The 14746-nt window shown below is 65.7% G+C and carries 13 protein-coding genes; 4 read left to right on the top strand and 9 right to left on the bottom strand.

What is annotated here, in order from left to right; all coding sequences use genetic code 11:
• Positions 1–22: 22 nt before the first annotated feature.
• The 6 genes from rsmA to lptF all read right to left on the bottom strand — a co-directional run bounded on the left by rsmA (position 23) and on the right by lptF (position 7668).
• Complete coding sequence (rsmA, locus tag E4K64_RS21895; RefSeq protein WP_135165380.1) at positions 23–880, bottom strand: 16S rRNA (adenine(1518)-N(6)/adenine(1519)-N(6))-dimethyltransferase RsmA; 858 nt, start codon at positions 878–880, stop codon at positions 23–25.
• Positions 880–1914, bottom strand: a complete 1035-nt coding sequence (pdxA, locus tag E4K64_RS21890; RefSeq protein WP_135165379.1) for a 4-hydroxythreonine-4-phosphate dehydrogenase PdxA — start codon at positions 1912–1914, stop codon at positions 880–882. Before pdxA ends, rsmA begins: the two co-directional genes overlap by 1 nt.
• Positions 1914–2849, bottom strand: coding sequence for a SurA N-terminal domain-containing protein (locus tag E4K64_RS21885; RefSeq protein WP_167772178.1), 936 nt, complete (start codon positions 2847–2849; stop codon positions 1914–1916). Before E4K64_RS21885 ends, pdxA begins: the two co-directional genes overlap by 1 nt.
• 69 nt (positions 2850–2918) lie before the next feature.
• Positions 2919–5405, bottom strand: a complete 2487-nt coding sequence (locus E4K64_RS21880) for an LPS-assembly protein LptD (protein WP_167772177.1) — start codon at positions 5403–5405, stop codon at positions 2919–2921.
• On the bottom strand, positions 5405–6502 hold the full coding sequence (lptG, locus tag E4K64_RS21875) for an LPS export ABC transporter permease LptG (protein WP_135165376.1): 1098 nt from the start codon (positions 6500–6502) through the stop codon (positions 5405–5407). The genes E4K64_RS21880 and lptG overlap by 1 nt, the downstream gene beginning before the upstream one ends.
• On the bottom strand, positions 6499–7668 hold the full coding sequence (gene lptF, locus E4K64_RS21870) for an LPS export ABC transporter permease LptF (protein WP_135165375.1): 1170 nt from the start codon (positions 7666–7668) through the stop codon (positions 6499–6501). Before lptF ends, lptG begins: the two co-directional genes overlap by 4 nt.
• A gap of 340 nt (positions 7669–8008) precedes the next feature.
• Between lptF and E4K64_RS21865 the strand changes: the two genes are divergently transcribed.
• The 4 genes from E4K64_RS21865 to E4K64_RS21850 all read left to right on the top strand — a co-directional run bounded on the left by E4K64_RS21865 (position 8009) and on the right by E4K64_RS21850 (position 11918).
• Positions 8009–9508 carry a leucyl aminopeptidase gene (locus tag E4K64_RS21865; protein WP_135165374.1) on the top strand — a complete coding sequence of 500 codons (1500 nt, stop codon included), beginning with the start codon at positions 8009–8011 and terminating at the stop codon, positions 9506–9508.
• A 6-nt stretch (positions 9509–9514) separates the two neighbouring features.
• A complete protein-coding gene (locus tag E4K64_RS21860) occupies positions 9515–9967 on the top strand; it encodes a DNA polymerase III subunit chi (RefSeq protein WP_135165373.1) in 453 nt (150 codons plus the stop codon).
• A 165-nt stretch (positions 9968–10132) separates the two neighbouring features.
• Complete coding sequence (locus E4K64_RS21855; RefSeq protein ID WP_209311979.1) at positions 10133–10612, top strand: hypothetical protein; 480 nt, start codon at positions 10133–10135, stop codon at positions 10610–10612.
• Positions 10613–10952: 340 nt separating this feature from the next.
• Positions 10953–11918, top strand: a complete 966-nt coding sequence (locus tag E4K64_RS21850; protein WP_135165371.1) for a tripartite tricarboxylate transporter substrate binding protein BugD — start codon at positions 10953–10955, stop codon at positions 11916–11918.
• A 152-nt stretch (positions 11919–12070) separates the two neighbouring features.
• Here E4K64_RS21850 and E4K64_RS21845 read toward each other — a convergent pair whose 3' ends face one another.
• The 3 genes from E4K64_RS21845 to E4K64_RS21840 form a co-directional block, all read right to left on the bottom strand.
• On the bottom strand, positions 12071–13933 hold the full coding sequence (locus E4K64_RS21845; RefSeq protein WP_135165370.1) for an ABC-F family ATP-binding cassette domain-containing protein: 1863 nt from the start codon (positions 13931–13933) through the stop codon (positions 12071–12073).
• 62 nt (positions 13934–13995) lie between these two features.
• Positions 13996–14169, bottom strand: coding sequence for a hypothetical protein (locus E4K64_RS40485; RefSeq protein WP_164718711.1), 174 nt, complete (start codon positions 14167–14169; stop codon positions 13996–13998).
• Between the two features lie 225 nt (positions 14170–14394).
• Positions 14395–14649 (bottom strand): sulfur globule protein precursor, encoded by a 255-nt coding sequence (locus E4K64_RS21840; protein ID WP_135165369.1) that lies wholly within the window; start codon positions 14647–14649, stop codon positions 14395–14397.
• Positions 14650–14746 lie beyond the last annotated feature (97 nt).

Genomic DNA, 14746 nt, shown 5'->3' with positions numbered 1-14746 from the left:
TTCTTTCCTCCGGAATTCTTGGTTACTCGGTTTCGCTGCGTATATCCGCCAATTCGCGCGCCATGGCAACAAAGCCGGAAATCGGAATGGTCTCCGCGCGCCGCGTCGCATCGACGCCGGCGGCCTGCGCAAGCCGCGCCGGATCGACCCCGAGCGACTTCAGGCTTTGCCGCAGCATCTTGCGGCGCTGGCCGAAGGCGGCGGCTGCGACCTGTTCGAGCAGCTTGCGATCGCAGGCAAGCGGCTCTGCGCGCGGCTTGAGGCGCACGACGGAGGAGGTGACCTTGGGCGGCGGCACGAAGGCGGACGGCGCGATGTCGAACAGGATCTTGGTCTCGCAGCGCCAGTTGGCGAGCACGCCGAGCCGGCCATAGGCCTCCTCATCCTCGCGCGCCACGATGCGCTCGCCGACCTCGCGCTGGAACATCAGCACCATCATGTCGTACCAGGGCGGCCAGGGCTCGCTGCTGAGCCAGTTGATCAAGAGCTGGGTCGCGATGTTGTAGGGCAGGTTGGCGACGATCTTTGCTCGCTCGCCGTCGAGCAACGGGCGGGGATCGAATGTCATGGCGTCGCCGTGCACGATCTCGAGCCTGTCAGGATAGTGCGCGGAAATATCCTGCAAGGCCGGGATCGCGCGCTCGTCGTGCTCGATGGCGATCACCCGCCTCGCGCCGAGCGCGAGCAGCGCGCGCGTCAGCCCGCCCGGGCCGGGGCCGATCTCGACGATGGTGGAATCCTCGAGCGGCGCCGCGGCGCGCGCGATCCGCGCCGTGAGATTGAGGTCGAGCAGAAAGTTCTGGCCGAGCGATTTGCGCGCCGACAGCGCGTGGCGGCGAATGACCTCGCGCAGCGGCGGGAGGTCGTCGATCGCGCTCATCAGCTTTGTGGGCTTTGTGAAGCCGCCATGCGGCTGGCGAGCCTCAAGGCTGCGATCAGGCTGGCCGGGTTGGCCTTGGCCGTGCCGGCGATGTCGAAGGCGGTGCCGTGATCGGGCGAGGTGCGGACGAAGGGCAGGCCGAGCGTGACATTGACCGCGTTGTCGAACGCGACCGTCTTGATCGGGATCAGCGCCTGGTCGTGATACATGCAGATGGCGCAGTCATAGGTGCTGCGCGCGGCCTCGTGGAACATGGTGTCGGCGGGCAGCGGGCCCCTGGTCTCGATGCCGTCGTTGCGCAGGACTTTCAGCGCCGGGGCGATGACGGTCTGCTCCTCGTGGCCGAGCGAGCCGTCCTCGCCGGCATGCGGATTGAGGCCGGAGACCGCGATGCGCGGCCGCGCGATGCCAAAACGGGATTTCAGCTCGGTTGCGACGATGCGCACCGTCGAGACGATCAGCTCGCTGGTGAGCTGGGCCAAGGCATCGCGGATCGAGACGTGAATGGTCACGGGCACCACGGCGAGTTGCGGCGACCACAGCATCATCACCGGCTGCGGCACGCGCCCGTTCTCTGCGGCGAGCTCGGCGAGGAATTCGGTGTGGCCGGGATGACGGAAGCCCGAGCGGTAGAGCACGCTCTTGGCGATCGGATTGGTGACGACGGCGCCGGCGCGGCCCTCGCGAACATCTCTGACCGCCTGCCGGATCGAGGCGAGCGCGGCGGGCGCGCTCGATGCGTCGGGCTTGCCGGGCTCGGCGGTCGCGCGCTCGCCGGTGGCGACCACGGGCAGAGCCTCGGTGAAGGCGGCAGCGGCCTCGCCGGGGCTCACCGCCGCGGTCCTGACGCCGGCCCCCAGCGACAGGGCGAGCGCCTTGGCGCGGCGCGCGATCAGCGCCTCGTCGCCGAGCAGATAGAAGGCGGGCAGGTTCAGCTCGCGGCGCCGCAGCCAGGCCGCGATCGTGATGTCGGGGCCGATGCCGGCCGGCTCTCCCAGGGTCAGGGCAAGGGGCTTTGCTGCGCGATCGGCCATCAGCGGTTGCGATATTCGATCATCGCCGCCTTGCGGAGCTCGTCGAGATAGGCCTTCTGGGTCTTCTCGTATTTCTCCTGATACATCTTCTCGCGGACCTCGCGCTTCTTCGGCGTGTCGATCATGGTCGGCTTGCGCGAGCACAGCACCACCATCTCGATGCCGTTCTTGGTCAGCTCGGGCGCGGTCAGGTGGCCGATCGGGGTATCGTCGAGCACCTTGCGCAGCGCCTCCGGCAGTTCGGCGGTGGTCTTGGTGACGGCGTCCCGAATGGTGGCGTTCGGTGTCGAGCGGAACAGCGAATTGGCTTCTTCGCAGCTTCCGACGCGCGCGCGATAGCTCTCGGCTTCCTTCTTCCGGGTCTCCAGGAACGCCGGGGACGAGCCGCGCGGCGCGATCAGCACGATCGGCTGCATCTTGTACTCGGTGCCTTCGACCTGCAGCTTGTCGCCGGTCTGGGCCTGCACGGCCTGCGCGACGTCGCGCTCGCCGACCAGCAGCTTCTCCTTGAAGCGGCCGCGCACGAGGCTGGTCCAGACCATCTCGGCCCTCATGCGGCTCTTCAGCGTCTCGGGGCGGAGGCCTTTGGATTCGAGCGACTTGGCGAGCTGGTCCGGCGTGATGCGCATGCGCTGCGCCATGCCCTCGAAGGACTGGTTGATGTCGGAGGCGCTGGGATCGACCCCGTACTTCTTGCCCTCCTTGATCTTCACCTTGTCGTCGATCAGCTCGTTGATGACCTCCTGCCGGCTCGGGGACTTCTGCGTCGTCAGCTGGTCGAGCTTGGAGCGCTGCTCGATATCGAAATCGGTGATCGGATCGCCGTTGACCATGACGACGATGTTCTGCGCGCGCGACGGCGAGGGCAGTCCGGTCAGGATCAGCCCGGCAGTGATGGCGAGCAGGAGGCGGAAGACGGGCAATGGGGTCGTCATGATTGTCGCTCGCATGTCAGCCGCGTCGAGCCTGTGATGGGGGCAAGCGCGGCCGGCACTTCAAACCGTTCACTGGAGGCCGGAGGAACTGCTGGTCGTCGACGTGGTCGCCAGCGTGCGCAGGCCGATCTGGAACATGAACGCGTGGCTCAACACGGGCGGCGTGGTGCCCGCAGAATAACTATACGAAGTTACGTAGTTCGCCGCCAGCACGAAGCAATCGTCGACATAGCCGGCACCGACCACATATTGGTTGATCTTGTTGGCCTCGAGGTCCCAGCGCGCCGAGCCCGACACCACCCAGTTGTTCGCCACCTTCAGCGAGCCCGAGGTCAGGATACCCTCGCGGCGGGTCAGATAGCCGAGCTCCGGCTGCGCTGCGTAACTGCCGTACAGCATGCTGACCGACCAGCGATTGAAGTTGGCGCGGCCTTCCGCCTCGAAGCGCTGCACGTTCCAGGTCTGCTCGTCCATGCGGGAGCGGACGCTGAACGTGTAGGTGCTGTTGGGCGAGTAGCTGGCGCTCGCGACGTAATCGGAACGCGGCTTGTCCAGGCCGGAATTGATGCCCGTATTGATGGCGTCCTGGACCGCGAAGGAATTCATGCCGAACAGCTGGTAGGACTGGCCGAACAGCACCTTGACGGCGCCGCCCTTGTCGAACTGCGTGGTGGACTGCACGCCGACATTGGCGCGGCCGCCGCCCTCGACGCGGTCGTAGCCGGAGAACTTGTCGACGCTGAACAGGTTCGAGGCGTCGAACACCAGGCTCTGGGCGTCCTCGTTCGGGAGCTTGCCGGCATAGGTCTCGTTCGGCCGGATGATGATCTGCGCGATCGGCTCGAGCGTGGTCGATCCCCAGGGCTGGATGTTGATGAAGGGGTAGCGGTATTCGAGGCCCACGGTCGGCATCAGGCGGAACGCCTGGGTGTCGCCGACGGGAAGATAGTTCGACACGCCCGGCTGGTTGGAGACCGAGGAGTTGATCGCGTCGGCGCGCAGGCTCGCGAACGGCGTCCAGATCTGGCCGAACGGGTCGGTGAAGGACTTGCGCCATTGCGCTTCCGCCGTGAGGCGGGTGTAGGTGCCAGGGAAGCCGCGCAGCAGGCACTGCGAGGGCATGCGGGCGAGCGGATCGGCCGATGCCGTCGTGCACAGGCTGTTGGTGTTGGCCAGCGTCGTGATCGGATCGAACACCGACTGGTCGCGCGACAGGTTGACGAAATTGGCCTTGTAGCTGAACTCGCCGCCGAACACCGGATAGTTGAGCACGTTGGAATAGTCGATCACAGGATAGACGATCGGCACCTGGCTCTGGTTACCCGAATAGCTCAGCCAGTACATCGTGCGCGCGTCGAAGAAGCTGCGGTTGCCGACACCGGTCAGATAGAGCTGCGACAGCGCCTCCGTCGGCAGCAGCAGGAACGAGCCGAGCGGATCGCGGTACTGATAGAGGCGGTAGTCCGAGAAGAAATAATAGTCGGACATCAGGACGCCGTCCCAGCCCCAGACCCATTTGTCGTTCAATGCGAACTGACCCTTGGTGTCGATGGCGCCGCGGAAATCGCGGTCGCCGGGCTGCCCGGCAAACGCGCCGGGATCGAGCTGGTTGATGCCGTAGGCGCGGATCTGGTAGGCGCCGTCGATCAGGCGCTGTCGGAATTCGCCCTGCAGCAGCACGCCTTGCCGCGACAGGAAGCGCGGGGTGAAGGTTGCGTCCATGTCGGGCGCGATCGCCCAATAATAGGGAACCTCGACGCCATAGCCCGTGTTGTCCGTGCCGGAAATGTAACCCGGCATCAGGAAGCCGCTCTTGCGCTTCACGGTCGGGTCGGGCGTCGAGAAATAGGGCATGTAGGCGAGCGGCACGCCGAAGAATTCGAGCTGTGCCGTCTCGAAATACAGCATCTTCTCCTGCTGGTCGTGGATGATGCGCGCACCCTTGACCTGCCACAGCGGCGGCTTCTTCGGATCGTCCCGACACGGCGCGCAGGCCGTGTAGACGCCGTTCTCGAACACCGTGTAATTGCCGCTGGAGCGGTCGGCGCGGCTCGCGGCCATGCGGGTCTGGTCGGCGGTGTCCACGCGCAGCGAATCGACGAAACCGTCGCGGTAATCGTCGGAGAGATCCATGATCTCGGCATAGGTGATCTTGCCGTCGGCATCCGTCATGCGGATGTTGCCTTCGGCATGCAGCCGCTTGGTCTTCTGGTCGTAGATGACCCTGTCGGCCTCGACGCTGGTGCCGTTGTAGAACAGCTGGACGTTGCCGACCGCGGAGACGCGCGAATTGTTGTAGTCGTAGTCGACCTCGGTCGCCTGCACCAGCATCTGGTTGTCGTTGGCGGCCCTGGGCGGCTTCGGACGCGGCGGCAGCGGATTGTAGGTATATTGGGCGGAGGCCGGCGCCACGGCGGCAACGTCGATCAGCCCGCCGAGCGAGGCAGCGGTCACGACGGCGAGCAGCAGCCTGCGGATGGACAAGCCGCGCCCGTTCGCGCGCATCAGCATGCGCCGCGTCAAACGAGACACGAGCCCTCGTTGGACGGCACTCACTAACCGTCCTCCTGATAGAGCAAGGCCAAAAAGCCGGTGAGGCCGCCCACTACAACGGGCAACCACGCCGCAGCGATCGGATGCATCAACTCAGCCTTGCTCAAGTCCTCAGTTACTTTCGACAGAACGTAGAGCAGAAAGCCTGCGCCCACGCCACTCAAAACCATCTTTTGCACGCCGCCCATCCGGAAGAAGCGCAACGACACGGAGGCCGCGAGCATCACCATGGCCGCAAGCAAAAACGGCTGTGCCAGAAGCTTCTGATACTGGAGTCGGTAACCGGCTGTCGCGAAGCCCGAGCTTTCGGAGGAGCGGATGTAGCTCGGTAGTTGCCAAAAGGACACAGTCTCGGGGGTGGAGAAGCTGTTGCGGACCTGCGCCTCGGTCAGCGTCGTCGGAATCTCGAGGCTGGCCTGGTCGATCGGCGGGGCGTCCAGCGAGAAGCGGCGGACGCCCTTGAACAGCCAGCGGCCGGCCTCGAGCGTCGCCTCGCGCGCCTCGACCCGTTCCTTGAAGTGCTGGTCCGGGTCGAACCGGAACAGCGTCAGCCCCGTGAGCCGGACGCCCTGCTGCTCGCTGCGCGCCGCGTTGATGATGGTCTGGCCGTCGCTGGTCACCTGATTGAGCCAGAAGCCGGAGGCGTCCTGGATGCCGCCGCCGGGCGCCGAGCCGAACAGCTCGGCCTCCATGCGCTTGGAGGCTTCGCGCAAGTTGGCCGACATCGGATTGTAGGCGACGGTGGCGATCACGCCGATCAGGAGCGCGCTGCCGAGCGCCGGCGAGATGAACTGCCATGCGGAGATGCCGGCGGCGCGCGCGACCACGAGCTCTAATCGGCGGGAGAGGGCGAGATAGCAGGTCATGGCGCCGATCAGCATGCAGAACGGCGTCAGCTTCTCCAGAAGCTGCGGCACCCGGAACAGCGAGGTCTCGGCCACCATGAGCGCCGAGGCGGAGGCGAGGCCAGAGGTCTTGCGCACCATCTCGATGTAGTCGACCAGCACCAGCAGCAGGAAGATACTCGCGAACACGCCGAGCGCCGCGACCACGAAGCGGCCGGCGAAATAGCGCCCGAGTGTGTTGGTGAGCATGCTCATGCGGTGGCCGGACGTCCGAACAGCCGCGCGATGCGCGCATTCGACCTGTTGATGGCCTCCATCAGGCCGGGGGGCGGCTCGACCACGACGCCGCTGACGATGATCCACAACCCGATGCCGATGGCGCCGAACACCATCGCGTATTGCACCAGCACCGGGCCCGACGACTTCACCGCCATCACCGAGCAGGCAAAGCCCGCCATGCGCAGGCCGAACACCGCGATGATCGACGAGCCGATCGAGAAGTTGCGGCTCTGGCGGGTGGTGCGCGGCGCGCCGAGGAAGGCGAAGGTCAGCACGGCAAAGGCGAAGGGATAGATCGGCGCGAGCAGGCTGTCATGCAGGGCCGAGCGGAATTGCCCGGGGATCTGCTTGTAGACGGGGTCGTCCTCGGACGGCGAGAACAGCTCCCAGAGATAGCGCTCGCGGATGCCGAGGGTGACGTCGCGGCCCTGGTTGGAGAATTTCGACATGTCGAAGCCGTAGCGGCCGAAGGCCACCAGCGCGGGATCGCGCTTGCCCGCCTCGAAGCGCTGCAGATTGCCTGTCTCCAGCACCAGGAACGAGCCGGTCTCGTTCTTCACGACCTCGCCGCGTTCGGCGACGATCGAGACGCGCTCGTTCGGATCGCGGCGGTCGTCGATGAAGATGCCGGCAAGAATGCCGCCGGGCTGGCGTTCGCGAATCCGGATCGTGAGGTTCTTGTCGAGCTGGGCGAAGCGGCCGGGCTGCAGGATGTTGGTGAGCACGTCCGCGGTGATCTCGGCATCCCACTGCTTGATTCGCCGCATGCCGTCGGGGGCGAGATAGGCCGCGATGAAGGCAACCAGCAGCGCCACCACGCAGGTCGCGTAGAAGAACGGATAGAACAGCCGGAACGGCGAGAAGCCGGCGGCATTCATCACGATGATCTCGGAATCGGTCGCGAGCTTGTTCAGCGTGTGCGAGATCGCGATCATCAGCGCGATCGGCGAGATGATCAGCACCAGGGCCGGGATGACGAGGCTGGTGATGCCGAGGAAGGTGAGGATGGTCTGACCCTGGCTCGTCATCAGGTCGATGCCGCGCAACGCCTGCGTAATCCAGATCACGCCGGTGAGGCTGACCAGGACCAGCGCAAACGACGCCAGCGTCGTGCGGAAGATATACCTATCGATCGACCCCATGCGCTACCGCACGAATCCCACCAAGTCCCCAATGTCGGCTGAAATTCCGCTTGCCCAACCAATCCCCGATCAGGGGATCCCCAAGGTTGGCCGCAGGGCTCTTCCGCCAGCTTACTCTCTCACTACCATCCCTTTGATCCGTCAACAAAATGGCTGCCCCGTGGCACCCTCAATATATGGTTAATATTTCGCTCGTTGTGACCCTGAGGCCACGGGGGTGCTTGGCATCCGCCCGGCCACTGGCCCATAGTGCGCAACGCTCAGTGAATCATCGTTCAGGTCTGGCCCCGACCACGGCCGCAAATGAACAAAAAGACCAAAGCTTTTGAAGGAGTTACCCATGTCCGATGCCATCAAGGTCGGCTTCGTCCCGTTGTCATCAGCCGCCCGTGGCATCCTGGTCGTGTTCTGCGACGACAGCCTGAAGGTCGGTCCCGCGACCGCCAAGGCGCTGGGCGGCGCTCTCGACCTCGTGAAGCGGGCGGCGGCCGCCGCCGCCTTCAAGGGTAAAAGCGGGGCGGCGCTGGACATCCTGGCGCCGGAAGGGGTGAAAGCCACCCGACTGCTGGTGATCGGCGCCGGCAAGGCGGCCGGCCTGAAGGCGAACGATTTCCTCAAATTCGGCGGTGTGGCCGCGAGCAAGCTTCCCGCCGGGACTGCCGCCATGACCGTCATGGCGGAGCTGCCGGATGGCGCGATGACGAGCGAGCAGGCGGTTGCGATCGCCTCCGGCCTGCGCCTACGCGCCTACAAGTTCGACCGTTACAAGACCAAGAAGAAGGACGGCGAGGAGGGCGGCTCGCGCGCCGACATCTCGCTTGCGGTCGGCGATGCCGCTGCCGCGAAGAAGGCGTTTGTCGCGGCCGGCCATGTCGTCGACGGCGTGATCATCGCGCGCGACCTCGTCAACGAGCCGCCGAACGTGCTCTTCCCCGAGGAGTTCGCGCGCCGCGCCAGTCAGCTCCGCAAGCTCGGCGTCAAGGTCGAGGTGCTCGACGTCAAGGCGATGCAGAAGCTCGGCATGGGCGCGCTGCTCGGTGTCGGTCAGGGCTCGGCGCGGCCGAGCCGTACCGTGATCATGCGCTGGGACGGCGGCAAGAAGGGCGAGGCGCCGGTCGCCTTCGTCGGCAAGGGCGTCTGTTTCGACACCGGCGGTATCTCGATCAAGCCGGCCGGCAGCATGGAGGACATGAAGGGCGACATGGGCGGCGCGGCCTGCGTCGTCGGCCTGATGCACGCGCTGGCGGCGCGCAAGGCCAAGGCCAACGTGGTCGGCGCCATCGGCCTCGTCGAGAACATGCCTGACGGCAATGCGCAGCGGCCGGGCGACATCGTTACCTCGATGTCGGGCCAGACCATCGAGATCATCAACACCGACGCGGAAGGCCGTCTCGTGCTGGCCGACGTGCTCTGGTACGTCGCCAAGAAGGTGAAGCCGGAATTCATGGTGGATCTGGCGACGCTGACCGGCGCGATCGTGGTCGCGCTTGGCACCGAGCATGCCGGCATGTTCTCCAACAATGACGAGCTTGCCGAACGCCTGCTGACGGCCGGTATCGAATGCGGGGAAAAGGTCTGGCGCATGCCGCTCGGTCCCGAATACGACAAGCTGATCGATTCCCAATTCGCCGACATGAAGAACACCGGCGGCCGTCATGGCGGCTCGATCACCGCGGCGCAGTTCCTGCAGCGCTTCGTCGACAACACGCCCTGGGCCCATCTCGACATCGCCGGCACCGCCATGGGCGCGCCGAAGACCGACGTCAACCACAGCTGGGGCAGCGGCTACGGTGTCCGCCTGCTCGACCGCCTCGTCGCCGACCATTACGAGCGCAAATGACCCGAGATGACTGAAGTCCTGTTCTATCATCTGCAAAACATGACGGTGGAGAACGTGTTGCCGCCGCTTCTCGAGAAATCGCTCGAGCGCGGCTGGCGCGTCGTGGTGCAGTCGACCTCGGAAGAACGCGCCGACGCGCTCGACGCGCATTTGTGGACCTATCGCGACGATTCCTTCCTGCCGCACGCGACATGGCGCGTGAACGACGCCGCCGATCAGCCCATCGTGCTGGCGATCGAGGAGGGCAATCCCAACGGCGCCCATGTCCGCTTCCTGGTCGACAATGCCGCCCTCCCGGAGGACGCGCAGGGCTATGCGCGCATGGTGCTGCTGTTCAACGGCGACGACCCGGATGCGCTGGCGCTCGCCCGCAGCACCTGGACGGACTGCAAGGCGCGGGGATTTGATGTCACCTATTGGCAGGCCGACGAGCGGGGCCGGTGGCAGCGTCGGAATTAGGGGCCTTCGCAATTAATGATAATTTGCACTTTTCGGGCGATGCTGGCTTTGGTCACCTTCGTGCCGCAAAGTGATGTTGGGACAATCGCTTAGGGCTGGTCCTTCACGCGGGGAATTTGGTTTATCGTGCGACATCAAAAGCTTCCCAAGTCGCTGTTGGTTGCGTTGGCTGCCGTCGCACCGCTGGTCGCGGGCTGTTCGGGCGGGAGCGATCTGTTGTCGAAGGATGCGGAATGGTTCCAGAAACCGGGCCGTCTCTTCATCAAGAACATCTCGATCGAGTCGCCGCCGCTGACCCCCGACAAGCCGGTCGGAGCTGAGGATCTCGTCAGCGCCGACGGCGCCTGTCCCGGCATGGCGCCGCCGCCCGGGCCGGCCGACGCCAATGCGTCGACGACGGCGCCGATGGGCGGCACGGTCGCGCTCGGCCACACCGAATGCGACGTGGTGCGCGGCATCGGCGCGCCCTCGAGCGTCAATCTCTCCAACGATGCCGCCGGCCGCCGCGTCGCCATCGTGACCTGGACCACCGGTCCCCGCGCCGGCATCTACACCTTCACCGCCGGCCGCCTGTCCGCGATCGAGGGCAATCCGGACCCGCAGCCAGTGCCGAGGGCGGCGAAGCCGAAGAAGAAGCACGCGTAAAGCGAATCCACCGCTATCGACGTATATGCCCCGGACGCGGCGCAGCGCTTGAGCGATGCGCGGCCGAGCCGGGGCCGAGGAGCCGCGTGTACGCTGAAGCGTGGGTCCCGGCTCAGCGTCGCGTCATTTCATGGCGCGTCGCGTCCGGGACACGAGGCCTTCTACCCCGCCGCTTCATCAAACCGAGTGCTGGACTTGAGCCTATGCGCGCCAGTGCCATCGGCCGCGCGCGCCTTCGCACAGATCGCAACACTCCTGATGCGTCTGATGCGTCTCTTTGGTGATGGCCGCGCGGCCGGGAATGCGCTTTGATGGTGCCAACAACAATCCGGAGGAAACCATGCGGTTCATTGCCCTCGTGTCGGCGCTGCTGCTGCCGTTTGGCGCGGCGCTCGCCCAGGACTATCCGACCAGGCCCATCACCATGCTGGTGCCGTTCGCCGCCGGCGGGCCGACCGACACCATCGCGCGCCTGACCGCGGCGGGCATGGCGAAATCGCTGGGACAGCAGGTCATCGTCGAGAACGCGACCGGGGCCGGCGGCACCATCGGCTCGACCCGCGCCGCGCGCGCCCAGCCGGACGGCTACACGCTGCTGATCCATCACGTCGGCATCTCGACCGCGGCGACGCTGTATCGCAACCTCAGCTACGACACCAAGACGGCCTTTGCGCCGATCGGGCTCGTGACCAACGCGCCGATGACCATCATCGCGCGTGCGGATTTTCCGGCCGACACGCTCAAGGAATTGGTCGCCTACGCCCAGCAGCAGGGCGACAAGCTGACCTACGCCAATGCCGGGTTGGGTGCGGCATCGCATCTCTGCGGCATGCTGTTCATGACGGCGATCCAGAAGCAGCTCACCACGGTGCCGTACAAGGGCAACGGTCCGATCATGAACGATCTGCTCGGCAAGCAGATCGATCTCACCTGCGACCAGGCGACCAACACCACCGGTCCGATCACGGCCAAGCAGGTCAAGGCCTACGCGATCACCACCAAGGAGCGGCTGAAGAGTCTTCCCGACCTGCCGACGGCGGACGAGGCCGGCCTCAAGGGGTTCGAGCTCGGCGTCTGGCACGGCATCTATGCGCCCAAGGGCACACCGCCGGCGGTCATTCAGAAGCTGACGGCGGCGCTCCAGACCGCACTGAAGGATCCCGCCTTGATCGCCCGGTTCAACGACATCAACACCGAGCCGGTGCCGCAGGACAAGGCCACGCCGGAGGCGCTGGGTGCGATGCTGACGAGTGAGATCGACCGCTGGGCGCCGATCATCAAGGCAGCCGGGCAGTACGCGGATTGAGCCGTTGCTGCTACAGGCGCCGGCCTCGGGCGAGGCGCTACCGACACGGGAAAGCGGATATTCGTCAACAGCAAAGTGCCAGGTAATAAATTACCGGTACTTTGCATGGGGTTGTTTTCAGATTTTGATTGAGCCGGCGCGCGGCAGTGACGCTACCCCGCCGCCTCGTCAAACTGCGTGCTTGCTTCCAGCCATTGCTCCTCCGCCCGCGCCAGCGCGTCGGCGGCGTTGGCACGCGCCTTCGACAGCTGGGCGGCCTGCTTGGGATCGCGCGTAAAAATATCGGGCAGGGCAAGGGCGGTGTCGATCTTGGTGATGATCTCGCTGACGCGGGCGATCTCGGCTTCGGCCTCCGCGATGCGCTTCTTCAGCGAGCCGCGATTGTCCGACCTTGCGCGCTGCGGCTTTTCGCTTGGCGCACTGCGCTCGCGCGGGGCGGGCTCGCCATTGCGTGTGGACAGCACCAGGCGGCGATATTCGTCGAGGTCGCCGTCGTAATTGGTCACGGTGCGATCGGCGACGATCCAGAGCCGGTCGGCGCAGGCCTCGATCAGATAGCGATCGTGCGAGACCATGATCACCGCGCCGGGAAATTCGTTGATGGCTTCGGCCAAAGCGCCGCGGCTGTCGATGTCGAGATGGTTGGTCGGCTCGTCCAGGATGATCATGTTGGGACCGAAGAAGGTCGCAAGGCCCAGGAGCAGCCGTGCCTTCTCGCCGCCCGACAATTTGCCGGCCTTGGTGTCGGCCGCCTTGCCGGAGAAGCCGATCGCGCCGGCGCGTGCCCGCACCTTGGCCTCCGGCGCATCGCCCATCAGCTTGCGGACGTGGTCATAGGCGGAGGCGTCCTCGTTGAGCTCGTCGAGCTGATGCTGCGCGAAATAGGCGATCGACAGCTTGTCGGCCCGCGTCACCCTGCCGGAGAACGGCGCAAGGCGTCCGGCCAGCAACTTGACCAGCGTCGACTTGCCGTTGCCGTTGGCACCCAGCAGCGCGATGCGGTCGTCATTGTCGATCCGCAAGGTGACGCGATTGAGCACGGGGCTCGCCGGATCGTAGCCGACCGAGGCGTTGTCGACCGCGATGATCGGCGGCGAGAGGATCTTTTCCGGCGCGGGAAAGCTGATCTCGCGCACGTCATCGGTCACCAGCGCCGTAATCGGCTTCAGCCGCTCCAGCATCTTGACGCGGGACTGTGCCTGCCGCGCTTTCGAGGCCTTGGCCTTGAAGCGGTCGACGAAGGCCTGCAGGCGGGCGCGCTCGGCCTCCTGGCGCTTGACCTGTTTGGCATCGAGCAGCTCGCGCGCGGCGCGCTGCTCCTCGAATGAGGAATAGCTGCCCTTGTAGAGCGTGAGCTTGCCGCGCTCCAGATGCAGGATCTGGTCGACCGAGCTTTCCAGCAGATCACGGTCGTGGCTGATCACGATCACGGTGCGCGGATAATGCGCCAGGTGATCCTCCAGCCACAGCGTGCCTTCGAGGTCGAGATAGTTGGTGGGCTCGTCGAGCAGCAACAAATCGGGGGCCGCGAACAGGGTGGCGGCAAGCGCGACGCGCATGCGCCAGCCGCCGGAGAATTCGGCGCAGGGGCGGAGCTGATCGGCAGCGGAGAAGCCGAGGCCGGAGAGAATCGCAGCGGCGCGGCTCGGCGCCGAATGCGCGTCGATGTCGACGAGGCGGGTCTGGATCTCGGCGATCCGATGCGGATCGGTCGCGCTCTCGGCTTCAGTGAGCAGCGCGTCGCGTTCGAGGTCGGCCTTGAGCACGACGGTGATCAGGCTTTCCGGCCCGTTCGGGGCTTCCTGGGCCAGGCTGCCGATCCGCCAGCGCGGCGGCAAGGTCACCGAGCCATGCTCGGCCGCCAGTTCGCCGCGGATCACCTTGAACAGCGTCGACTTGCCGGTGCCGTTGCGTCCGACCAGGCCGACGCGCGAGCCCGGCGTGATCTGCACGGAACTCTGGTCAATCAGAAGGCGTCCGGCGAGGCGGATGGAGAGATCGGTGATGGACAGCATGCGGCCTTGTCACCGCAGCCGTGGTCAAACGCAACCCGTTTCTGCAATGGCTTGATCGCCGCTCAATGCGCGTCGCGGTCGCGCCGCTCCAGCTCGTTGAGGAGCTGCTCGAGATGCGTCGGGAGCCGTGTCTCGGGACGCAGGCTCTGCTGGAGCCGTTCGCCCACGGCATCGCAAATCGATCGGCTGGTGCGCCGGTCGATCTGTTCGCTGTCATTGGCAAAGGGCCCAACCATCGCGCGGTTCCGTGTGCTCAGGGTAAAGACACAGTACCAAGTCATTGACCCCCAAAATGGTTTCGCCATTCCTTGGGGATCGCTGCCATTCTCGTCAAAATTGCATGAACCCCGCCCCATCCACCCAAAATGCGAAGCCCCGGCGGGGGGATCGCCGGGGCTCCTCTTGGAAGGTACCTGTGGGGGGCGCAGATACCTCGGGGGATTAGAAAGGTGCTGTCGGGCTCAGTAGCAGCGGTTGATCAGCCGCCAGCGGGGTCCCCAGGGGGTCGGGACCAGCCGGCGCACATAGCACCCGCCATAACCGTAGGAGACCGGGGCATAGAAGCGCGGTCCGCCCCAGCGGTAGCCGCCGTGCCAGCCGCCACCGCCATGCCAGCCCGGGCCGCCGCCATGCCAGTGAGCGGAGGCCGAGGTCGGGGCCAGCGCGGCACCGAGCGCAACCGCAGCGACAGCGGCAAGCGAAAGTTTCCTCAACATGGTGATCTCCTCAAAACTGCCGGCGCGGGGGCAATCCGCGTCGATGGAAAGGCCGCCGAAACGTCCGCCTGATGGTCAGGCTTGTGATCAGGCTTGG

The sequence above is a fragment of the Bradyrhizobium frederickii genome (assembly GCF_004570865.1).
GTDB classification, from domain to species: domain Bacteria; phylum Pseudomonadota; class Alphaproteobacteria; order Rhizobiales; family Xanthobacteraceae; genus Bradyrhizobium; species Bradyrhizobium frederickii.
Note: the sequence above shows the minus strand (reverse complement) of the source record. Positions and strands in the feature narration are given on the sequence as shown.

Bases quoted from the DNA above. Each gene is read 5' to 3' on its own strand.
- rsmA (WP_135165380.1), bottom strand. From the start codon at position 880: ATGAGCGCGATCGACGACCTCCCGCCGCTGCGCGAGGTCATTCGCCGC.
- pdxA (WP_135165379.1), bottom strand. From the start codon at position 1,914: ATGGCCGATCGCGCAGCAAAGCCCCTTGCCCTGACCCTGGGAGAGCCG.
- E4K64_RS21885 (WP_167772178.1), bottom strand. From the start codon at position 2,849: ATGACGACCCCATTGCCCGTCTTCCGCCTCCTGCTCGCCATCACTGCC.
- lptG (WP_135165376.1), bottom strand. From the start codon at position 6,502: ATGAGCATGCTCACCAACACACTCGGGCGCTATTTCGCCGGCCGCTTC.
- lptF (WP_135165375.1), bottom strand. From the start codon at position 7,668: ATGGGGTCGATCGATAGGTATATCTTCCGCACGACGCTGGCGTCGTTT.
- E4K64_RS21865 (WP_135165374.1), top strand. From the start codon at position 8,009: ATGTCCGATGCCATCAAGGTCGGCTTCGTCCCGTTGTCATCAGCCGCC.
- E4K64_RS21860 (WP_135165373.1), top strand. From the start codon at position 9,515: ATGACTGAAGTCCTGTTCTATCATCTGCAAAACATGACGGTGGAGAAC.
- E4K64_RS21850 (WP_135165371.1), top strand. From the start codon at position 10,953: ATGCGGTTCATTGCCCTCGTGTCGGCGCTGCTGCTGCCGTTTGGCGCG.
- E4K64_RS21845 (WP_135165370.1), bottom strand. From the start codon at position 13,933: ATGCTGTCCATCACCGATCTCTCCATCCGCCTCGCCGGACGCCTTCTG.
- E4K64_RS40485 (WP_164718711.1), bottom strand. From the start codon at position 14,169: ATGGTTGGGCCCTTTGCCAATGACAGCGAACAGATCGACCGGCGCACC.
- E4K64_RS21840 (WP_135165369.1), bottom strand. From the start codon at position 14,649: ATGTTGAGGAAACTTTCGCTTGCCGCTGTCGCTGCGGTTGCGCTCGGT.